At 72.9% G+C, this 20,277-nt stretch carries 16 protein-coding genes; 11 read left to right on the forward strand and 5 right to left on the reverse strand.

The features are described from left to right. Positions 1 to 7 precede the first annotated feature (7 nt). The 3 genes from ACFCZ1_RS17850 to ACFCZ1_RS17860 all read left to right on the forward strand — a co-directional run bounded on the left by ACFCZ1_RS17850 (position 8) and on the right by ACFCZ1_RS17860 (position 3,897). Positions 8 to 586 (forward strand): TerD family protein, encoded by a 579-nt coding sequence (locus ACFCZ1_RS17850; RefSeq protein WP_376679215.1) that lies wholly within the window; start codon positions 8 to 10, stop codon positions 584 to 586. A gap of 39 nt (positions 587 to 625) precedes the next feature. Further along, positions 626 to 2,644: a TerD family protein gene (locus tag ACFCZ1_RS17855; RefSeq protein ID WP_376679216.1), complete on the forward strand. Its 2,019-nt coding sequence runs from the start codon at positions 626 to 628 to the stop codon at positions 2,642 to 2,644. A gap of 269 nt (positions 2,645 to 2,913) precedes the next feature. Next, positions 2,914 to 3,897, forward strand: coding sequence for a TerC family protein (locus ACFCZ1_RS17860; RefSeq protein ID WP_376679217.1), 984 nt, complete (start codon positions 2,914 to 2,916; stop codon positions 3,895 to 3,897). 54 nt (positions 3,898 to 3,951) lie between these two features. On the opposite strand, the gene ACFCZ1_RS17865 is transcribed toward ACFCZ1_RS17860, so the two are convergent. From ACFCZ1_RS17865 to ACFCZ1_RS17875, 3 genes are all read right to left on the reverse strand, one after another. After that, complete coding sequence (locus ACFCZ1_RS17865) at positions 3,952 to 5,283, reverse strand: MFS transporter (RefSeq protein ID WP_376679218.1); 1,332 nt, start codon at positions 5,281 to 5,283, stop codon at positions 3,952 to 3,954. 221 nt (positions 5,284 to 5,504) lie between these two features. Next, a complete protein-coding gene (locus ACFCZ1_RS17870; RefSeq protein ID WP_376679219.1) occupies positions 5,505 to 6,161 on the reverse strand; it encodes an MBL fold metallo-hydrolase in 657 nt (218 codons plus the stop codon). A 10-nt stretch (positions 6,162 to 6,171) separates the two neighbouring features. Beyond that, entirely contained in the window at positions 6,172 to 6,873 is a 702-nt protein-coding gene (locus tag ACFCZ1_RS17875; RefSeq protein WP_376679220.1) for a maleylpyruvate isomerase family mycothiol-dependent enzyme, read from the reverse strand. A gap of 190 nt (positions 6,874 to 7,063) precedes the next feature. On the opposite strand from ACFCZ1_RS17875, the gene uvrA reads away from it, so the two are divergent. Next, a complete protein-coding gene (uvrA, locus tag ACFCZ1_RS17880; RefSeq protein WP_376679221.1) occupies positions 7,064 to 10,075 on the forward strand; it encodes an excinuclease ABC subunit UvrA in 3,012 nt (1,003 codons plus the stop codon). Positions 10,076 to 10,714: 639 nt separating this feature from the next. Here uvrA and ACFCZ1_RS17885 read toward each other — a convergent pair. After that, complete coding sequence (locus ACFCZ1_RS17885; protein WP_376679222.1) at positions 10,715 to 11,590, reverse strand: carbohydrate kinase; 876 nt, start codon at positions 11,588 to 11,590, stop codon at positions 10,715 to 10,717. A 75-nt stretch (positions 11,591 to 11,665) separates the two neighbouring features. Here ACFCZ1_RS17885 and ACFCZ1_RS17890 point away from each other — a divergent pair, with 75 nt between their 5' ends. Then, a complete protein-coding gene (locus ACFCZ1_RS17890) occupies positions 11,666 to 12,097 on the forward strand; it encodes a Rieske (2Fe-2S) protein (protein WP_376679223.1) in 432 nt (143 codons plus the stop codon). A gap of 17 nt (positions 12,098 to 12,114) precedes the next feature. Here the strand turns inward: ACFCZ1_RS17890 and ACFCZ1_RS17895 are convergent, their stop codons facing one another. Next, complete coding sequence (locus tag ACFCZ1_RS17895; protein ID WP_376679224.1) at positions 12,115 to 13,065, reverse strand: hypothetical protein; 951 nt, start codon at positions 13,063 to 13,065, stop codon at positions 12,115 to 12,117. A 236-nt stretch (positions 13,066 to 13,301) separates the two neighbouring features. Here ACFCZ1_RS17895 and ACFCZ1_RS17900 point away from each other — a divergent pair, with 236 nt between their 5' ends. The 6 genes from ACFCZ1_RS17900 to whiA all read left to right on the forward strand — a co-directional run bounded on the left by ACFCZ1_RS17900 (position 13,302) and on the right by whiA (position 20,158). Next, positions 13,302 to 13,958 (forward strand): papain-like cysteine protease family protein, encoded by a 657-nt coding sequence (locus ACFCZ1_RS17900; RefSeq protein ID WP_376679225.1) that lies wholly within the window; start codon positions 13,302 to 13,304, stop codon positions 13,956 to 13,958. 5 nt (positions 13,959 to 13,963) lie between these two features. Then, a complete protein-coding gene (locus ACFCZ1_RS17905; RefSeq protein ID WP_376679312.1) occupies positions 13,964 to 14,770 on the forward strand; it encodes a hypothetical protein in 807 nt (268 codons plus the stop codon). A gap of 340 nt (positions 14,771 to 15,110) precedes the next feature. Beyond that, positions 15,111 to 17,111: an excinuclease ABC subunit UvrC gene (gene uvrC / locus ACFCZ1_RS17910; RefSeq protein WP_376679226.1), complete on the forward strand. Its 2,001-nt coding sequence runs from the start codon at positions 15,111 to 15,113 to the stop codon at positions 17,109 to 17,111. 61 nt (positions 17,112 to 17,172) lie between these two features. After that, the gene (rapZ, locus tag ACFCZ1_RS17915; protein ID WP_376679227.1) at positions 17,173 to 18,120 is read left to right on the forward strand and encodes an RNase adapter RapZ; all 948 of its coding nucleotides are present in this window, start codon (positions 17,173 to 17,175) and stop codon (positions 18,118 to 18,120) included. Further along, on the forward strand, positions 18,117 to 19,172 hold the full coding sequence (gene yvcK, locus ACFCZ1_RS17920; protein ID WP_376679228.1) for a uridine diphosphate-N-acetylglucosamine-binding protein YvcK: 1,056 nt from the start codon (positions 18,117 to 18,119) through the stop codon (positions 19,170 to 19,172). Before rapZ ends, yvcK begins: the two co-directional genes overlap by 4 nt. Beyond that, entirely contained in the window at positions 19,163 to 20,158 is a 996-nt protein-coding gene (gene whiA / locus ACFCZ1_RS17925) for a DNA-binding protein WhiA (RefSeq protein WP_030009075.1), read from the forward strand. The genes yvcK and whiA overlap by 10 nt, the downstream gene beginning before the upstream one ends. The last annotated feature ends 119 nt before the right edge of the window (positions 20,159 to 20,277 follow it).

A 20,277-nucleotide genomic window follows, 5' to 3' on the forward strand; every position in this document is an offset into this window, starting at 1 on the left:
ACAGCGCGTGACGGTCAACATGACCAAGGGTCAGGCCATCAATCTGCAGAAGGCGGACGGGGGCACGCTGACCGCGGTCCGGATGGGCCTCGGCTGGCAGGCGGCCAAGCGCCGCGGGCTGTTCGGATCGCGGACCCGGGAGATCGACCTGGACGCGTCGGCGGTACTCTTCGCCGACAAGCAGCCGGTGGACGTCGTCTTCTTCCGGCACCTGCAGAGCGACGACGGCTCGGTACGGCACACCGGTGACAACCTCGTCGGCGGCGTCGGCCAGGGCGGGGACGACGAGGCGATCCTCGTCGACCTCCAGCGCGTGCCGGTGCACATCGACCAGATCGTCTTCACGGTGAACTCCTTCACCGGCCAGACGTTCCAGGAAGTGCAGAACGCGTTCTGCCGCATCGTCGACGAGACCAACGGCCAGGAACTGGCCCGCTACACGCTCGACGGCGGCGGCCAGTACACGGCGCAGATCATGGCGAAGGTGTCGCGTTCGGGCGCGGGCTGGCAGATGACGGCCCTCGGCAACCCGGCCAACGGCCGCACGTTCCAGGACCTGATGCCGGCGATCCTGCCGCACCTGTAGTACGCAGCGAGAGAAGAAGGCACGGGGGAGGGCTGCACGATGACGGCCGAACTGGTCCGGGGGCAGAACCACCCCGTGTCCCAGAGCCGGGTGGAGATCAGGGTCTCGGCGGGCACACCCGTGCTCGCCCTGGCCTCGCTCGCCGACGAAGAGGGCCGCCTCGCCGGCCCCGGGGCACTGGCGCACCCGGGCGCGCGGACCCTCCCGGGGGTCCGCGCGCCGGGGGAGCTCGCCCAGCGGCACACGTTCGCCGTCGACCTCGACGCCGTCGCGGCGGAGGTCCACCGGCTCGGCGTACTGCTCGTCCTGCCGCCCGGCGGCCCGGCGCGCTTCGGCGCGGTCCCGGCGTCCCACGTGGCCGTGGCCGACCCGGAGGGCGCCGAACTCGCCGGATACACCCTGACCGGGCTGGAGGCCGAAACGGCCGTCGTGGCCCTGGAGCTGTACCGCCGCCAGGGTGCCTGGAAGGTCCGGGCCGTCGGCCAGGGGTACGCCGACGGCCTCGGCGCCCTGCTGGCCGACGGCGGACTGGCCGCACCGGAGGCCGCCGCGCTCGCCGCCGCCGCACTGGCGACGGCCGCGGGTACCGGGCAGGGCGACGACGCGCACGCCGCCGCCCCGAGCCTGGCCGGCGAGCTGCGCGCCCCGTGGACCGCGGCCGGGACGGCCCCCGCCCAGGGCCCCGCCCAGAGTCCCGCCCAGGCAACCGCCCCCACTCCCGAGCCCACGGACGCGGTCCCCGTCTCCGGGGTGCCGTACGCCGGTACGCCCGGCCCCGCGCCGCACCCCGCCCCGGGCGCCGCCGCGGACTCCCCGCCCACCATCAGCTACGCCCACCCGGGGCGCCGCCGCACCACCACCGAGCCGCCCGAGCCGGCGCCGCGGGCCGCCCCGCCGGCGGAGTCCGGGCAGTTCCCCCGGCCCGTCGCCGGAGACGCCAGCGGATGGTCCATGGAGGAGCGGCTCTACAACCAGGTGTGGGGCATGTTCGAGGACCTGGCCCGCACGGTCGCCGCGTACCGCAGCGCCGTCGACTTCGCCGACTCCCGCATGGACCGCGAGCTCGACGAGGCCCTGTCCGACCCGCGCCACCGCCTCGGAGGCTCCGGGAACGCGGCCCGCGACACCGCCCGGGCGCGCCGCGAGGAGCTCGTCGCCCAGGCCCGGGCCGTCCTCGACCGGGACCTCGCCCAGCTGATCGCCGAGGCGGAGGTCGTCGAGCCCGCGCTGCCGCCCGCGTACGCCCGCTGGGGCAACCCGGTCTGGCACGACAGCCGGTCGAACGGGCTGCCCGAGGAGAACCCGCTGGCCCTGCGCCTGGGCGACCTGCACCTGCCCGAGCGGCCCGATCTGCGCATCCCGATGCTGATGCGGCTCCCGCTGGAGCGCGGCATCTGGATCGACAACGGCCGCACCGGTTCCGAGTCCGCGATGGCCATGGACACCGACCGGCTGCGCCGGGCCGCCATGGACATGGCCGTCGCGCACGCGGCGCGGCTGCTCGCCGTCCACCCCGGCGACCGGTTCTCCGTCCACGTCATCGACGCGGCCGGGGCCGGGGCCGCCTCGCTGGCGCCGCTGGTCCGGGCCGGGGTGCTGGCGGCCCCGCCCGCAGCCGGGGCCGCCGCGGTCACCGAGACCCTGGCGCGGCTGACCCGGCGGGTGGACCTCGTACAGATGGCGGTGCGGGCCGGAGCGCCCGAGGACCTGCCGGCGGACGTGGACACGGCCGACCAGCTGCTCCTCGTCCACGACTTCCCGCACGGCTTCGACGACCGGGCGGTCACCCAGCTGCGCTACCTCGCCGACGAGGGTCCGGCGGTCGGCGTGCACCTGCTGATGGTCGCGGACCGTGACGAGGCCTCGGCCTACGGACCGCTGCTGGACCCGCTGTGGCGCTCGCTCATGCGGCTGTCGCCGGTGCCGGACAACCATCTCGCCGATCCCTGGGTCCACCACGCCTGGACCTTCGAGCCGGACCTGCCGCCGCACGGCAGCCGTGTCCTGGAACAGGCACTGGACCGGATCGCGGAGGCCCGCCGGCGCACCCGGCCGTGAGCGTCGGCGGCAGGTCGATGACCTGCCGCTGACCAGTCCTTGGGATTCCCTTTACCTTTCCCGTCCGCGACGGGTACCCTGGTGAGCGCGGAGGGGAGTATTCCTGCTTTCCTGCTACGGCGTACCCGTCAATACGGACCACTTCGGCGATATGAGCGAACCGGTCCCGGGGCGCCGGCCCACGGCCTCCAGGCCGCCCGGGTGGAAGAGACCTCCGGCAGCGATGACGCTGACGAAGTGCTGAGCCATCCGCCGGAGGCGTGTTTACCGTGGAAGTTTCCTGGACCCTGTGGGCGCTGACCATCCTTGGTCTCTCCCTCCTCATCGGCGCCGATTTCTTCATCGGCCGCAAACCGCACGACGTATCGATCAAGGAAGCGGGCACCTGGACGGTCGTCTGGGTCGTCCTCGCCGCGCTCTTCGGCCTCGGCCTGTGGTTCTTCGGGAACGGCCAGGCCTCCCAGGAGTTCTTCGCGGGATTCATCACCGAGAAGTCCCTGAGCGTCGACAACCTCTTCGTCTTCGTCCTGATCATGGCGAAGTTCGCGGTGCCCTCCCACCTCCAGCAGCGCGTGCTGCTCGTGGGCGTGCTGATCGCCCTGGTCCTGCGCGCGGTCTTCATCGCGGCCGGCGCGGCGATCATCGCCAGCTTCTCCTGGGTCTTCTACATCTTCGGCGCCTTCCTGATCTACACCGCGTGGAAGCTGATCCAGGAGGCCCGCAAGGACGAGGAAGAGGACGAGTTCGAGGAGAACCGTCTCCTCAAGTCCGTCGAGAAGAAGTTCGGCGTCGCCGACAGGTACCACGGCACCAAGCTCTTCATCCAGAGCAACGGCAAGCGCGTCCTGACCCCGCTGATGGTCGTTATGCTCGCCATCGGCACCACCGACGTGCTCTTCGCCCTGGACTCGATCCCCGCGATCTTCGGCCTCACCCAGGACCCGTACATCGTCTTCACCGCCAACGCCTTCGCCCTCATGGGTCTGCGCCAGCTGTACTTCCTCATCGGCGGCCTGCTCAAGAAGCTGGTGCACCTCAGCTACGGCCTGTCGGTCATCCTCGGGTTCATCGGCGTCAAGCTGGTGCTGCACGCGCTGCACGAGTCCGGGGTGCACGTCCCGGTGATCTCGATCCCGGTGTCCCTGGGCGTCATCTGCGGCGTCCTGGTCATCACCACGATCACCAGCCTGATGGCCTCGAAGAAGCAGGCGGCGGCCGAGGCCGCCGCCCGCCCGGAGAGCGTCGACGCGTAAGCGGGGCTACGGGGCTACGGGGGCTGAAGGGCTACGGGCCCACGGGTTCACGGGTCACGCGGGGGCGGCCGCTTCGGCCGTCCCCGTTCCTGTCCCCGTCCCCGTGCCCGCCCCCGGGCCCGTCTCGCGGTCCCGCACGACCAACGGAGCGGTCTCGGGCAGCAGCGCGAAGCAGGCCAGCGAGACGAGGGCCACCCCGCTCAGGTACACGGCGACCCCCCACGGCGGACCGGAGCCGCCCGCCAGAGCCGTCGCCACGATCGGGGTCAGCGCCCCGCCCAGCACGCCGCCCAGGTTGTAGCCGACGGCCGCCCCCGTACACCGCACGCGCGGCGCGTACAGCTCCGGCAGGTACGCACCCACGACCGCGAACATCGTCACCATCCCGAACAGCGCCACCACGAGACCCACCGTCATGAGCAGCGGATCCGCCGTGCGCAGCAGCGCCACGAACGGGAACATCCACAGCACGCAGGCCGCGCAGCCGATGAGGCACAGGGGACGCCGTCCGAGCCGGTCGCCGAGCAGCGCCACCATCGGGGTCGCCAGGCCCTTGAGCGCGACCGCGGCCATGATGCAGGCGAGCATCACGGTGCGGTGCACGCCGAGGCGTTCGGTGGCGTACGCGAGGGACCAGGTGGTGACCGCGTAGAAGACGGCGTACCCCACCGAGAGTGCCCCGCCGGTCAGCAGGAGCAGCCGCCAGTGGTCCCGTACGACCTCTGTCAGCGGGGCCTCGGCCCGGCGGCCGGTCTCGGTGAGCGCGCGGAACTGCGGGGTCTCCTCCACGGAGCGGCGCAGCCACAGGCCGGCCAGCGCCAGCAGCCCGGCCGCCCAGAACGGCACCCGCCAGCCCCAGGCCCGGAACTGCCCGTCGGTCAGGGTGGCGGACAGGGTCAGCATCAGGCCGTTGGCCAGCAGGAACCCCACTGCCGGGCCGATCTGCGGGAAGCTCGACCACAGTCCGCGCCGCCCCTCGGGGGCGTGCTCGGCGGTCAGCAGTACCGCGCCGCCCCATTCGCCGCCGAGCCCGAGTCCCTGCACGAAGCGCAGCAGGAGCAGGAGCACCGGGGCGGCCATGCCGATGGAGGAGTACGTCGGCACGCAGCCGACGGCCACGGTCGCGAGGCCGGTGAGCAGCAGGGAGGCGAGGAGCACCGGGCGCCGGCCGTAGCGGTCGCCGATGTGGCCGAAGACCGCTGAACCCAGCGGGCGGGCGAGGAAACCCACACCGAAGGTGCCGAAGGCGGCGAGGGTCCCGGCGAGCGGGGAGAAGGACGGGAAGAAGAGCGGGCCGAGCACGAGCGCGGCGGCCGTCCCGTAGACGAAGAAGTCGTAGAACTCGATGGCGGTCCCGGCGAGCGAGGCCGAGGCGAGGCGCAGCATCGAGGGCGCGGACGGGGCCGGGGCCGGTGCCGGTGCCGGGGATCGCGGCGAGGCCGCGGCGGAGGACGGAGGGAGGGACGGAGGGAGGGACGGGGAGAGGGACGGGGAGGAGTCTTGTTGCATGGTGCAGCAAGTACCCCGCCCCCGTCCCTCAGGACGTGAGTTCGGCCGTCATCGACCGGAAGGAGTGCACCGCGTACCGAAGTTGACGGATTGCGGGTCTACCAGCCGCGCTCGCGCCACTCCGCGAGATGCGGACGCTCGGCGCCGAGCGTGGTGTCGTCGCCGTGCCCCGGGTACACCCAGGCCTCGTCCGGCAGCTGCTCGAAGATCTTGTGCTGGACGTCGTCGATCAGCTGCGCGAAGGCCTTCGGGTCACCCCCCGTGTTGCCGACGCCGCCGGGGAAGAGGCAGTCCCCGGTGAAGACGTGCGGGTGCCCGTGCGGGTCGTCGTAGATCAGCGCGATCGAGCCGGGGGTGTGGCCGACGAGGTGGCGGGCGGTGAGCTCGACCCGCCCCACGCGCACGGTGTCCCCGTCCGTCACCAGGACGTCGGTCGCCACCGGGATGCCCTCGGCGTCGAGGGCGCCCGCGTACGTGGTCGCCCCCGTCGCGTCGACGACGGCCTGGAGGGCGCCCCAGTGGTCGCCGTGCCGGTGGGTGGTGACGACGGACTTGATGCCGTCGTCGCCGATCAGGCTCAGCAGCGTGTCCGCGTCCGCCGCCGCGTCGATCAGCAGCTGCTCGTCGGTGGCCCGGCAGCGCAGCAGGTAGGCGTTGTTGTTCATCGGGCCCACGGCGACCTTGGAAATCATCAGGTCCGCGAGTTCGTGCACGTCGGCCGGACCGCCGACCTTGACCTCTCCGGTGTACGTCATGTCTTCGATCCTAGAGCGGGGGGAGCCCGGGAAGGTGATCGCCTTCTTCCACCACCAGGTGCGCGCCCTTGTCCCCGCGCCCCGCGAGCCAGCCGAGCAGCTCGGCGCCCGTGCCCGCCAGGGTGACGGGCGAGCCCTCGGTGCCACCGGTGCGCCAGGTGGGGCCGGTGCCCTGGTGCCCCAGCCGCAGGAGCACCGGCGGGACCTCCGGACGCCCGGACCAGCGGTCGGCGAGGAAGGTGATCTCGCGCTCGGTGAACTCGTCCGAGAGGTCGTGGAGCTCGTATCCGATGTTCAGGTCGACGTGGTGCAGCTCGACCTCGATCCAGCGGCGGAAGGGCACGTTCGCGGCGAGGTCGGTGACGCCGTTGCGCAGCTCGACGGTGCGGGACCAGTCCTGGTCGGGCTCCGTGGTGGCGAGGAAGCGGGCCCCGGAATCACGGAGGTCCCCCAGGTGTTCTTCCAGGAGCCGGCCCGCGTCGCGCTCGATGTCCGTGTCGCGCGCGGTGGCGCTCTCGTACATGGGCCGGCCCTCGAAGACGTTGACGAGGGCGTCCGCGTTGCGCGCGAGGTGGGCCAGGATGTGGCCCCGGCTCCAGCCGGGGAGCCGTGACTCCGCGGCGAGGGCGGCGTTGTCCAGCTTCGCGACCGCGGCTAGGAGCCGGTCGGTCGCTTCACGTACAGATCGCAGGTCGTGCACATGATCAGTCATGAAGGCGAGCCTAGTGGTCGTGGACCCGTGGCCACACGATCGGGTGAAGCGGTCGGCGGAGTGCCGTAAATCGAATGTGCGTGCTATACGCTCGGAAGTCCAAGACAGCAAGTCCATCGCAGAGGCGCCCCCCATACCCTGGGACGGGGGCCCCGTGCCCCCCGCTCTCTCAAGAAAGGTGCGGACCGGCGTGACCGACCGTCTCATCGTTCGTGGCGCTCGCGAGCACAACCTCAAGAACGTCTCGCTCGACCTGCCCCGCGACTCACTCATCGTCTTCACCGGACTCTCCGGTTCGGGCAAGTCCTCCCTGGCCTTCGACACGATCTTCGCCGAGGGCCAGCGCCGCTACGTCGAGTCGCTCTCGTCGTACGCCCGTCAGTTCCTCGGGCAGATGGACAAGCCCGACGTCGACTTCATCGAGGGCCTCTCCCCGGCCGTCTCCATCGACCAGAAGTCGACCTCGCGCAACCCGCGCTCGACCGTGGGCACCATCACCGAGGTCTACGACTACCTCCGCCTCCTCTTCGCCCGCATCGGCAAGCCGCACTGCCCCGAGTGCCGCCGGCCGATCTCGCGCCAGTCGCCGCAGGCCATCGTCGACAAGGTGCTCGCGCTCCCCGAGGGCAGCCGTTTCCAGGTGCTCTCGCCGCTGGTGCGCGAGCGCAAGGGCGAGTTCGTCGACCTCTTCGCCGACCTGCAGACCAAGGGCTACAGCCGGGCGCGGGTGGACGGGGAGACCATCCAGCTCTCCGAGCCGCCGACGCTGAAGAAGCAGGAGAAGCACACCATCGAGGTGGTCATCGACCGCCTCACCGTCAAGGACAGCGCCAAGCGCCGGCTCACCGACTCGGTGGAGACCGCCCTCGGCCTCTCCGGCGGCATGGTCATCCTGGACTTCGTCGACCTCGCAGAGGACGACCCCGAGCGTGAGCGGATGTACTCCGAGCACCTCTACTGCCCGTACGACGACCTGTCCTTCGAGGAGCTGGAGCCGCGCTCCTTCTCCTTCAACTCGCCGTTCGGCGCCTGCCCCGAGTGCACCGGCATCGGCACGCGCATGGAGGTGGACCCGGAGCTGATCGTTCCGGACGAGGAGAAGTCGCTGGACGAGGGTGCGGTCTCGCCGTGGTCGCTCGGCCACACCAAGGACTACTTCCAGCGGCTGGTCGGCGCGCTCGCCGGGGAGCTGGGCTTCCGCACCGACATCCCGTGGGCCGGGCTGCCGGTGCGCGCGAAGAAGGCCCTGCTCTACGGGCACAAGACGCAGATCGAGGTCCGCTACCGCAACCGGTACGGGCGGGAGCGGGCGTACACCACGGCCTTCGAGGGCGCCGTGCCCTTCGTCAAGCGCCGGCACTCGGAGTCCGAGAGCGACGCCAGCCGCGAGCGCTTCGAGGGCTACATGCGCGAGGTGCCCTGCCCGACCTGTGAGGGCACCCGCCTCAAGCCGATCGTGCTCGCCGTCACGGTGATGGAGAAGTCCATCGCCGAGGTCGCGGCGATGTCGATCAGCGAGTGCGCGGACTTCCTCGGCCGGATGCGGCTCGACGCCCGCGACAAGAAGATCGCCGAGCGGGTCCTGAAGGAGGTCAACGAGCGGCTCCGCTTCCTCGTCGACGTCGGCCTGGACTACCTCTCGCTGAACCGCGCCGCCGGCACCCTGTCGGGCGGCGAGGCCCAGCGCATCCGCCTCGCGACGCAGATCGGCTCCGGCCTGGTCGGCGTGCTCTACGTGCTGGACGAACCCTCCATCGGCCTGCACCAGCGCGACAACCACCGGCTGATCGAGACGCTGGTGCGGCTGCGGGACATGGGCAACACGCTCATCGTGGTCGAGCACGACGAGGACACCATCAAGGTGGCCGACTGGGTCGTGGACATCGGCCCCGGCGCGGGCGAGCACGGCGGCAAGGTGGTGCACAGCGGTTCGCTGAAGGACCTGCTGAAGAACACCGACTCGATGACCGGGCAGTACCTGTCCGGCAAGCGGTCCATCGCGATCCCGGACGTACGCCGGCCCGTGGACGGTGAGCGGAAGCTGACCGTCCACGGTGCCAAGGAGAACAACCTCCAGGACATCGACGTCGCCTTCCCGCTGGGCGTGCTCACGGCCGTGACGGGTGTGTCGGGCTCGGGCAAGTCGACGCTGGTCAACGACATCCTCTACACGCACCTGGCGCGCGAGCTCAACGGTGCGCGGTCGGTGCCGGGACGGCACACCCGGGTGGACGGGGACGACCTCGTCGACAAGGTCGTGCACGTCGACCAGTCGCCGATCGGCCGGACCCCGCGCTCCAACCCGGCGACGTACACGGGTGTCTTCGACCACGTGCGCAAGCTGTTCGCGGAGACGATGGAGGCGAAGGTGCGCGGCTACCTGCCGGGCCGCTTCTCCTTCAACGTGAAGGGCGGCCGGTGCGAGAACTGCTCCGGCGACGGCACGATCAAGATCGAGATGAACTTCCTGCCGGACGTCTACGTCCCGTGCGAGGTCTGCCACGGTGACCGGTACAACCGGGAGACGCTGGAGGTCCACTACAAGGGCAAGTCCATCGCGGAAGTCCTGAACATGCCGATCGAGGAGGCGCTGGACTTCTTCGAGGCGGTGCCGACGATCGCGCGCCACCTGCGGACGCTGAACGAGGTCGGGCTGGGCTACGTCCGCCTCGGCCAGTCCGCGCCGACCCTGTCGGGTGGTGAGGCGCAGCGCGTAAAGCTGGCCTCGGAGCTCCAGAAGCGGTCGACGGGCCGCACGGTGTACGTGCTGGACGAGCCGACGACGGGTCTGCACTTCGAGGACATCTCGAAGCTGATCAAGGTGCTGTCGGGGCTGGTGGACAAGGGGAACTCGGTGATCGTCATCGAGCACAACCTGGACGTCATCAAGACCGCGGACTGGGTCATCGACATGGGCCCGGAGGGCGGATACGGCGGCGGCCTGGTGGTGGCCGAGGGCACGCCGGAGCAGGTCGCGTCGGTGGGAGCGAGCCACACGGGCAAGTTCCTGCGGGACATCCTGGGGGCGGACCGTGTCTCCGACGCGGTGCTGCCTCCGGTCAGGGCCGCGGCGAAGAAGGCCCCGGCCAGGAAGGCCCCGGCCAAGAAGGCCCCGGCCAAGAAGGCGGAGGCGGCCACGGCCGCTGCCGCGAAGAAGGCGGCCCCGGCCAAGAAGACGGCGGCGCGGGCCCGCAAGGCGTAGCACTGCGCGGAGCGGGATCAGGGGAAGGGCCCGGCCTGACGGCCGGGCCCTTCGCCGTCCGTGTACGGGCCCCTGGGGGATTGCCCGGTGCGGTCGGATGCGGCGCCGTCGCCGGGGGGGCGAGCCGCCCGCCCCGACGCCGCGCCTCACGCGGCGGGGTGCTTCGCCCCGCGGGCGGGAGCCCGCGTCGGCGGACGCCACCCGTCGGATCCAGCCGATCCAGCCCTGCCGTCGTACGAGGTTCCCGGACGGAGCCCGGCGGAGGGGCCGGTGCGGAGCCCCGGGGCTCCGAGGCGCGCCCGCGAGCGGGTGGGGCAGCGCGGAGGCCGGTCGGGCCGCGACGCCCACCGCGTGGCCGGTGCGGGCGACCCTGCGGGGACGACCAGCTGCACGTGGTCGTCGTAGAGCCGCGTGCAGCCGCGCACGTCCGCCCCGGGTCCGTCAGGGATGCCGCAAGGGCGTGGGCCGCGTCCGCGCGGGGGCTGACGCGACAGGCCGGAACGCCGGCGCCGATCACGCGGCTCGGCGCCTGCTGCCGGCGGGCCTTCTCCCCGCACTTCTCCGGGGCGGACGGGGTCCGGCCGGTGGCGGAATCCGCCCCCGTGGCCCGGGCCGTCCGGGCGGGGCCGCGCCGGAGCGCTACAGCTCCGCCGCGTACGGCGGCTCCGCGCCCGCCCGCGTACAGGTCAGGGCCGCCGCGTGCGCGGCGTAGGCCAGCACGTCGGGCCAGTCCACCGCCCGGTCCGGCGCGCCCGAAAGCCGGTGCAGCAGAGCGGCGCTGACGGTGTCGCCCGCCCCGATCGTGTCCGCCACCGCGACCCGGCGGGCCGGCGCCGAGTGCTCCGCCCCCTCCCGCGTCCAGACCGTCAGTCCCGCCGCGCCCCGGGTCAGCACCACGGCCGACGGCCCCGCCGCCAGCCAGTCGCGGGGCCGGCCCCCCAGCCAGAACGCGTCCTCCTCCGACAGCTTGAGGACGGACGCGTGCGGCAGCAGCCGGGTCAGGAACCGATCCCGGTAGGCCACCGGCTCCGAGATCAGCGCCGGCCGGATGTTGGGGTCCAGCAAGGTCAGCAGCCCGCGCCGCGACTCCCGGCGCAGCAGGGCCTCGTACGCGCTCGCGCCCGGCTCCAGCACCAGCGAGCAGGTGCCGAGCGCGAGGGCCCGTACGGAGGCCGGGAGGGTGGGCGGCAGGGTGAACAGCCGGTCCGCGGTGCCCTCGACGTAGAAGCCGTACGAGGCCGAGCCGTCCGGGGCAAGGGAGGGCACGGCGAGGGTGGTCGGCTCCGGCCCGCGCTGTACGAGCGACAGGTCCACGCCGGCCGCCCGCAGCCCGCTCAGCAGGCTCTCGCCGAAGCCGTCGGCCGACACCCGGGAGCAGAAGGCCGCCTCGGCGCCGAGGCGGCCGAGCGCGAGCGCGGTGTTGTACGGTCCGCCGCCCGGCCGGGGCAGCAGGGCGCCCGGCGGCCGTGCCACGGGCACCAGGTCGATGAGGGCTTCTCCGCCGACGACGATCACGCGGGGGAAGGTACCCCATCGGACGGCGGTATCGTCGGGTGCGCCGTGCCCCGCCCGCTTCTCCAGGAGAGTTCCATGTCCGCGTCGCCGTCCCCCGCCCGCCGTACCGTGCTCAGGGGCGCCGCCGCGCTCGCGGGAGCGGCCGGCGCCGGAGCGGCCCTCGCAGCCTGCTCCACCGCGACCAATTCCGGCGGGAACACCCCCGCGACGCCCACCGCCCCGGTGGAGCTGGGGGCCGCGGCCGACGTCCCGGTCGGCGGGGCGAAGCTGTACCGGGAGCGGAAGCTGATCGTCAGCTGCCCGGCGGAGGGCGAGTACAAGGCGTTCAGCGCCCAGTGCACGCACGCCGGCTGCGTACTGGACAAGATCGTCGAAGGTGCGGGCAACTGCCCCTGCCACGGCAGCCGCTTCGACGTGGCGACCGGCAAGGTGCTGCGCGGCCCGGCCACCGACCCGCTTCCCGCGGTCCCCGTCAAGGCGGAGAACGGCAGACTCGTCGCGGGCTGACCCGTGAGGCCGGCCGGTCAGTCCCAGTCCCAGAGGATCCCGAGGATCCCGCGCCGTACCCCCTGCTCCACCAGGTGCACCGCCCGGTGCCGGCCGCTCGGCGTGAGGTCCGCGAGGCCGGTGCGCGGGGCCATGGGCCCGCTGCGCGCGAAGCGGCGGCAGCGCACCGGCAGGGCGGACTCGTCGAAGCGGACCTGGAGCATGTACTGGCCGCCCGCGTAGTTGAAGCCGCGCACGTACTCGCCGCTGCGGGCGCCCGTGCCGTCCTCGATGCCGTAGCCGAAGACGTACGTGTCCTCGCGCCGCAGCCGGGCGTCGAAGAGCAGTTCCGCGACCACGACCCCGGCTTCCGGGTGGCACCGCACACGGCCCGTGCGGCAGTTCTCGTACGCCGTCACGCGGATCCGGGACACGTCGCAGCCCGGATCGCCGTGGTGGACGGCGAGGTAGCGGTCGACGCCGTCCCGGTGGGCCCGGACGATCTGCTGCGACTCCCGGGCCAGCATCTCGCCCGCCGGTCCGATGCGGACCCGCTCGTGGTGGGCGAGCGTGTGCAGTCCGCCGTCCGACGGGAGCTCCATCCCGTCCAGCAGCCGCTCCACCGTCCCGCCGACGCTGAACAGGGCCCGGTACGAGCGGGCGGCCGGGCGGGCGGGCCCCGGCGCGGCTTCCGGGGCGAGGAGCAGCCGGACGAGGGCCCCGTCGGGCAGCTCCAGGATCTGCTCCAGCGCGGTCACGGCCCGCAGGGACTCGGCGTGCCGTGGCCGCCGGGCGCCTCGCTGCCAGTAACTGAGGCTGGTGACACCGAGCTTGATGCCCTGCGCCGCGAGCCGGTGCTGCACCCGGTGCAGGGGCAGCCCGCGGGCGGCGAGGGCGGCGCGCAGGGCGAGGTGGAAGGGGCCGCCGCGCAACAGCCGGCTGAGTTCCGCCGGGTCCGCCGGGTCTGCCGTGTCCCCGGTCGGCCGCATGGCACCTCCACTGTGAACGTTCACGCGCGCGGGCACGGGGGACCGCGCAGGATGCCGGCGGCTCTGGCGGACCAGGTGAAACGACAGTCACCGTTCACACCGCAGCCCCACCGTTCACACTGCGACGTCATCGCGTATTGAAGCGTGTTGACCGGATCCCGACAACACCCCGATGCTCCTCCACAGCGTCCGGACGCGCTCCTCCACCCCCACATCCCCGCCTCGGGAGGAACGCGATGCGCAACAGAATCCGGCGGCCGTCCCCAGCCGCCTTCATCTCCGCCCTGATCCTCGCCCTGACCCTCGGCGCCGGCACCGCCACCGCCGCCGATACCGCCACCGATACGGCCACCACCGCCACCGCCACCGCCACCGCCGCTGACACCGCCACCGCCACCGGAAGCGCCGCCCTCGCGTCCAAGCGCCTGAACATCACCATGCAGGCGCAAGAGAAGACCAACTGGTGCTGGGCCGCCGGCGGCAACACCATCGCCACCTGGTTCGGCCGCAACTACAGCCAGAACCAGTTCTGCAATGCCGCCTTCAACCGCCAGCAGGGCTACGACTGCCCCAACGACCAGGCCACCCTCGGCAACGTCCAGACCGGCCTGCGCTGGGCGGGCATCAACTCCGGCTCCTACGTGACCGGGTGGCTCCAGTACTCCACCGTCCAGACCGAGATCGACAACAACCGTCCCGTCGAGACCCGGATCCAATGGGCCAACGGCGGTGGCCACATGCACGTGGTCTACGGCTACGACACCGCGAACAACTGGGTCTACTGGGGCGACCCGTGGCCCTCCAGCTACCGCTACAACTGGGCCTCGCACGCCTGGTACGTGGACAACGGCACCTTCTCCTGGACCCACTCCCTCTACCGGATCGGGGCGTGAGCGCCATGACCCTGCGCGCCACCCCCACCGCCGGAACCATCGCCGCCGCCGTCCTCGCGGCCACCGCCCTCCTCGGCCTCGCCCCGCGGGCCGTCGCCGCCCCCGTACCGCAGCCCCAGGCCGCCACGGCCGAGACCCGGGCCGCCGCCGCGCAGGCGGCGGCCGCCCCCGAGACCCTGGCCACGCTCTCCCGCTTCTTCGCCCGGGAGGGCAGGGTCTCGCCGACGGCCGCGCAGCCCCGGATCGAGGGGGAGGCGATACCGGTGAGCTACCTCTCCCCGGAGTTCGTCGCGGGCAGGGCGGGGGCGCCGGTCGCCCGCCTGGAGTTCCTCGCCAGCAGGGCGGTCTCCTCCGACGGGCAGCAGGCCGCCCTGTGGACCGCGCGGACGGAGGCCGGCTGGCAGGTCGTGAACATCGCCACCGGCGACGACGAATTCCGCTACGCGCGGCTGGGCGCCGAGAAGCTGCCCGGCGGGACCGTGTTCCGTGAGCCGCAGATCGACGCCTGGTACGTGGCCGGGGGCAGCAGGGTGCTGCCGCTGGACGAGGACGCGGTGCGGGCCGTGGGAGCCGGGGGGACGAGCCTGGGCGCGTACCGGGCGCGGGTCGCCAAGGCGTACGGGGACAAGCTGCCCGGCTCGGCCTATGCCAAGGGGGGCGCGGCCGGTGGTTTCGCGGCCTCCCCGGAACCCGACGCGACGCGGACGGCCCCGGGGACGGTGACGGCCGCGGCCGCGGCCGCCGGGGCGCTCGCGCTGGCCGGTGCCGGGGCGCTGGCCCTGCGCCGTCGGCGCACCACCGCCGCGGCGTAGCCCGCACGCCCCCGCGGGGCCTGGCTTCCGCCAGGGGCCAGGCCCTGCGGGCACCACCAACGGGCGCCGCCGGGCGCCCCGCCGCCGGGGCTCGCGCCCCCGGAGCCTCCCGGCTCCGTCCGGGGCACCCCACGCCCTGGACTTTCCCGGCCGCCTCCCCCGGACCCCACCGAGGGAGGCGGCCGGGGGAGGCGCCCCCGGGCGGGGGCCGGATCCGGCCGGTGCCCTCCGCCCGGCGAGGGCGCGGCCGGGGGGCGGGCTCCGCGGTGCGGACCACCCGGCCCCGGCCGGAGGCGACGGGTACGGCCCGTTGTCAGCACGCGCCAGTAGGGTGGTTGGCATGGCCGACCCTTCCAGCTACCGCCCCAAGCCGGGACAGATCCCCGACTCCCCGGGGGTCTACCGATTCCGCGACGAGCACCGCCGGGTGATCTACGTCGGGAAGGCCAAGAGCCTGCGCCAGCGCCTGGCCAGCTACTTCCAGGACCTCGCCGGGCTGCACCCCCGTACCGCCACCATGGTGACCACCGCCGCCTCCGTCGAGTGGACGGTCGTCTCCACCGAGGTCGAGGCGCTCCAGCTGGAGTACTCCTGGATCAAGGAGTACGACCCGCGGTTCAACGTCAAGTACCGCGACGACAAGAGCTACCCCTCCCTCGCCGTCACCCTGGGCGAGGAGTACCCGCGGGTCCAGGTCATGCGCGGGCCCAAGAAGAAGGGCGTGCGCTACTTCGGTCCGTACGGGCACGCCTGGGCCATCCGCGAGACCGTCGACCTGATGCTCCGGGTGTTTCCGGTACGGACGTGCTCGGCGGGCGTGTTCAAGCGCTCCGCGCAGATCGGCCGGCCCTGCCTGCTCGGCTACATCGGCAAGTGCTCCGCGCCCTGCGTCGGCCGGGTCACCCCCGAGGAGCACCGCGAACTGGCCGAGGACTTCTGCGACTTCATGGCGGGCAGGACCGGGACGTACCTCTCCCGCCTGGAGAAGGAGATGCACGAGGCCGCCGAGGAGATGGAGTACGAGAAGGCCGCCCGGCTGCGCGACGACATAGGGGCGCTGCGCCGCGCCATGGAGAAGAACGCGGTCGTCCTCGCCGACGCCACCGACGCCGACCTCGTCGCGGTCGCCGAGGACGAGCTCGAAGCCGCCGTGCAGATCTTCCACGTGCGCGGCGGCCGGGTCCGCGGCCAGCGCGGCTGGGTCACCGACAAGGTCGAGGCCGTCGACACCGCCGGCCTCGTCGAGCACGCCCTCCAGCAGCTGTACGGCGAGGAGCAGGGCGAGGCCGTCCCCAAGGAGGTGCTCGTTCCGGCGCTCCCCGAGGACACGCCCGCGCTGAGCCAGTGGCTCGCCGAGCGGCGCGGGTCTCAGGTCAGCCTGCGCATCCCGCAGCGCGGCGACAAGAAGGCCCTCATGGAGACCGTCCACCGCAACGCGCAGCAGTCCCTCGCCCTCCACAAGACCAAGCGCGCCAGCGACCTGACGACCCGCTCCCGGGCCCTGGAGGAGATCGCCGAGGCCCTGGAGCTGGACAGCGCGCCGCTGCGCATCGAGTGCTTCGACATCTCGCACCTCCAGGGCGACGACGTCGTCGCCTCCATGGTCGTCTTCGAGGACGGGCTGGCGCGCAAGGGCGAGTACCGGCGCTTCCAGATCAAATCCTTCGAGGGGCAGGACGACGTCCGCTCCATGCACGAGGTCGTCTCGCGGCGCTTCCGCCGCTACCTGCAGGAGAAGCTCAAGACCGGGGAGTGGGAACCGGAGGAGGGCGACGGCGGGTCGCCCGAGGACGACGGGCGGCCCAGGCGCTTCGCGTACCCGCCGCAGCTCGTCGTGGTCGACGGCGGGCAGCCGCAGGTCGCCGCCGCCAAGCGGGCCCTGGAGGAGCTCGGGGTCGACGACGTGGCCGTGTGCGGGCTGGCCAAGCGGCTGGAGGAGGTCTGGCTGCCCGGCGAGGACGACCCGGTGGTGCTGCCCCGCACCAGCGAGGGCCTCTACCTGCTCCAGCGGGTACGTGACGAAGCCCACCGGTTCGCCATCCAGTACCAGCGCAACAAGCGCGGAAAACGGCTCAAGGCGGGCCCGCTGGACGAGGTGCCCGGGCTGGGCGAGACGCGCAAGCAGGCCCTGGTCAAGCACTTCGGTTCGGTGAAGAAGCTGAGACAGGCGACAATCGACCAGATCTGCGAGGTCCCCGGCATAGGCCGCAAGACGGCGGAGACCGTGGCCGCGGCCCTCGCCGGGGCGGTTCCCGCCGGTCCTGCCGTCAACACGGCCACAGGAGAGATCATTGAGGATGAGAACCCCGCCCCGGCGGGCGGGGGCTCCTCCCAGCGGTAGCCGGGTGGGGGCACCTCCCAGCGCCAGCTGGGGGAACATCGTCCGAACGGGGGTTCGAGCAATGACCGAACACGAGACCACGCGCGACCGAGACGGAGCACAGGTGAGTACGGGCACGACAGTGGAGCCCGGCGAGACCGCCGAGGCGGCCATCCCCGAGCTGGTGATCATCTCCGGGATGTCCGGGGCCGGCCGCAGTACGGCGGCCAAGTGTCTGGAGGACCTCGGCTGGTTCGTCGTCGACAACCTTCCGCCCGCGCTGATCCCCACCATGGTGGAGCTCGGCGCCCGCTCCCAGGGCAACGTGGCGCGCATCGCCGTCGTGGTCGACGTCCGCGGCCGCCAGTTCTTCGACGCCCTGCGCGAGTCGCTCGCCGACCTCGACAGCAAGGGCGTCACCCGCCGCATCGTCTTCCTGGAGTCCTCCGACGACGCGCTGGTCCGCCGCTTCGAATCGGTCCGCCGCCCGCACCCCCTCCAGGGCGACGGGCGCATCACCGACGGCATCGCCGCCGAGCGCGACCTGCTGCGCGAGCTGCGCGGCGACGCCGACCTGGTGATCGACACCTCCAGCCTGAACGTGCACGAGCTGCGCGCCAAGATGGACGCCCAGTTCGCCGGGGACGAGGAGCCCGAGCTGCGGGCCACCGTCATGTCCTTCGGCTACAAGTACGGCCTCCCCGTCGACGCCGACCTCGTCGTCGACTGCCGCTTCATCCCCAACCCGCACTGGGTGCCGGAGCTGCGCCCCTTCACCGGGCTCAACGAGGAGGTGTCGGGGTACGTCTTCAACCAGCCCGGCGCCAAGGAGTTCCTCGACCGCTACACCGAGCTGCTCCAGCTCATCGCCACCGGCTACCGCCGCGAGGGCAAGAGGTACGTGACCATCGCGGTCGGGTGCACGGGCGGCAAGCACCGCAGCGTGGCCATGTCCGAGAAGCTCGCCGCCCGCCTCGCCGCCGAGGGAGTCGAGACCGTCGTAGTCCACAGGGACATGGGGCGCGAGTGACCGCACGGACCCCGCGCCTGAGCCGCCTGCGCCGTCTGGCCCCCTCCCGGGGCGAGGACGGCGCACGCCGCTCCGGCCGCCGGCGCGGCACCGCGCCCAAGGTGGTCGCGCTGGGCGGCGGACAGGGCCTGTCGGCCTCCCTCGCCGCCCTGCGCCGGATCACCGGTGACCTCACCGCCGTGGTCACCGTCGCCGACGACGGCGGCTCCAGCGGCCGGCTCCGCGAGGAGCTCGGCGTGCTGCCGCCCGGAGACCTGCGCAAGGCGCTGGCCGCGCTGTGCGGGGACGACGACTGGGGCCAGACCTGGGCCCGCGTCATCCAGCACCGCTTCCAGTCCGAGGGAGACCTGCACGGACACGCCGTCGGCAACCTGCTGATCGTCGCCCTGTGGGAACAGCTCGGCGACCCCGTCCAGGCCCTCGACCTGGTCGGCAAGCTGCTCGGCGCCCAGGGCCGCGTGCTGCCCATGTCGGCCGTGCCGCTGGAGCTCCAGGCCCTGGTCAGGGGTCACGACCCGGCGCGCCCCGAGGACGTCGACACCGTCCGGGGGCAGGCCACCGTCGCCCTCACCCCCGGCGAGGTGCTGTCCGTACAGGTCGTGCCCAGCGACCCGCCGGCGGTGCCGGAGGCCGTCGCGGCCGTCCTGGACGCCGACTGGGTGGTACTCGGCCCCGGGTCCTGGTTCTCCTCCGTGATCCCCCACCTGCTGGTGCCGGAACTGCTGGACGCACTGGTCGAGACGAAGGCCCGCAGGGTCCTCTCGCTGAACCTCGCGCCGCAGCCCGGCGAAACAGAGGGCTTCTCTCCGCAGCGTCATTTGGAGGTTTTGGCCCGACACGCCCCTAAACTCGCCCTGGACGTGGTGCTGGCCGACGAGGCCGCCGTGCCCGACCGCGAGTCCCTGGCCGATGCCGCAAAACGGTTCGGTGCCGCGGTCGAGCTGGCGCCGGTGGCCAGGGAAGACGGCTCTCCGAAGCATGATCCGGAGCTGCTCGCCGCCGCGTACGACCGTATTTTTCGGATGCATGGAAGGATCGGCCCATGGCGATGACGCCCGCGGTGAAGGATGAGATCTCCCGCCTCCCCGTCACCCGGACCTGCTGCAGGAAGGCGGAGGTCTCGGCGATCCTTCGGTTCGCGGGCGGGCTGCACCTGGTGAGCGGCCGCATCGTCATCGAAGCGGAGCTGGACACCGGGATCGCCGCCCGCCGGCTGCGCAAGGACATCCTGGAGATCTTCGGCCACTCCTCGGACCTCGTGGTCATGGCCCCCGGCGGACTGCGCCGCGGCAGCCGCTACGTGGTCCGGGTCGTGGCCGGGGGCGACCAGCTGGCGCGCCAGACGGGCCTCGTGGACGGCCGTGGGCGCCCCATCCGGGGTCTGCCGCCCCAGGTGGTCTCCGGTGCCACCTGTGACGCCGAGGCGGCCTGGCGCGGCGCCTTCCTGGCCCACGGCTCGCTCACCGAGCCGGGCCGGTCCTCCTCCCTGGAGGTCACCTGCCCCGGTCCGGAGGCCGCCCTGGCCCTGGTGGGCGCCGCCCGCAGGCTCTCCATCGCCGCCAAGGCGCGCGAGGTGCGCGGTGTCGACCGGGTCGTGGTCCGCGACGGCGACGCGATCGGCGCGCTGCTGACCCGGCTCGGCGCCCACGAGTCGGTGCTGGCCTGGGAGGAGCGGCGGATGCGGCGCGAGGTGCGCGCCACCGCCAACCGCCTCGCCAACTTCGACGACGCCAACCTGCGCCGCTCGGCGCGCGCCGCGGTGGCCGCCGGAGCCCGCGTCCAGCGTGCGCTGGAGATCCTCGGCGAGGAGGTCCCCGAGCACCTCGCCGCAGCCGGCCGGCTGCGCATGGAGCACAAGCAGGCCTCCCTGGAGGAGCTCGGCGCGCTCGCCGACCCGCCGCTGACCAAGGACGCCGTCGCGGGCCGGATCCGCCGTCTGCTGGCGATGGCCGACAAGCGGGCCCAGGACCTCGGCATCCCGGGCACGGAGTCCAACCTCGACCTCAGCGAGGAGATGGCCGACAACATGGCCGGCTAGCACGTACGAGCCGTACGTCGAAGGGACCCGCCCGGGTGACCGCGCGGGTCCCGTTCCCCAGGGCCCGTCGTGCCGGTCGGGCCGACCCGCGGGGTTCGGCGCCGCGCCGGGCCCCGTTC

It is taken from the genome of Streptomyces sp. NPDC056224 (assembly GCF_042267665.1).
In the GTDB taxonomy this organism is placed as follows: domain Bacteria; phylum Actinomycetota; class Actinomycetes; order Streptomycetales; family Streptomycetaceae; genus Streptomyces.

What these genes read in the sequence shown, in the direction of transcription:
- ACFCZ1_RS17905 (WP_376679312.1), top strand. Translation starts at nt 13,964, where the DNA reads ATGACCCTGCGCGCCACCCCCACCGCCGGAACCATCGCCGCCGCCGTC.
- ACFCZ1_RS17895 (WP_376679224.1), bottom strand. Translation starts at nt 13,065, where the DNA reads ATGCGGCCGACCGGGGACACGGCAGACCCGGCGGACCCGGCGGAACTC.
- ACFCZ1_RS17875 (WP_376679220.1), bottom strand. Translation starts at nt 6,873, where the DNA reads ATGACTGATCATGTGCACGACCTGCGATCTGTACGTGAAGCGACCGAC.
- ACFCZ1_RS17890 (WP_376679223.1), top strand. Translation starts at nt 11,666, where the DNA reads ATGTCCGCGTCGCCGTCCCCCGCCCGCCGTACCGTGCTCAGGGGCGCC.
- ACFCZ1_RS17870 (WP_376679219.1), bottom strand. Translation starts at nt 6,161, where the DNA reads ATGACGTACACCGGAGAGGTCAAGGTCGGCGGTCCGGCCGACGTGCAC.
- ACFCZ1_RS17865 (WP_376679218.1), bottom strand. Translation starts at nt 5,283, where the DNA reads ATGCTGCGCCTCGCCTCGGCCTCGCTCGCCGGGACCGCCATCGAGTTC.
- ACFCZ1_RS17900 (WP_376679225.1), top strand. Translation starts at nt 13,302, where the DNA reads ATGCGCAACAGAATCCGGCGGCCGTCCCCAGCCGCCTTCATCTCCGCC.
- whiA (WP_030009075.1), top strand. Translation starts at nt 19,163, where the DNA reads ATGGCGATGACGCCCGCGGTGAAGGATGAGATCTCCCGCCTCCCCGTC.
- uvrC (WP_376679226.1), top strand. Translation starts at nt 15,111, where the DNA reads ATGGCCGACCCTTCCAGCTACCGCCCCAAGCCGGGACAGATCCCCGAC.
- rapZ (WP_376679227.1), top strand. Translation starts at nt 17,173, where the DNA reads ATGACCGAACACGAGACCACGCGCGACCGAGACGGAGCACAGGTGAGT.
- ACFCZ1_RS17855 (WP_376679216.1), top strand. Translation starts at nt 626, where the DNA reads ATGACGGCCGAACTGGTCCGGGGGCAGAACCACCCCGTGTCCCAGAGC.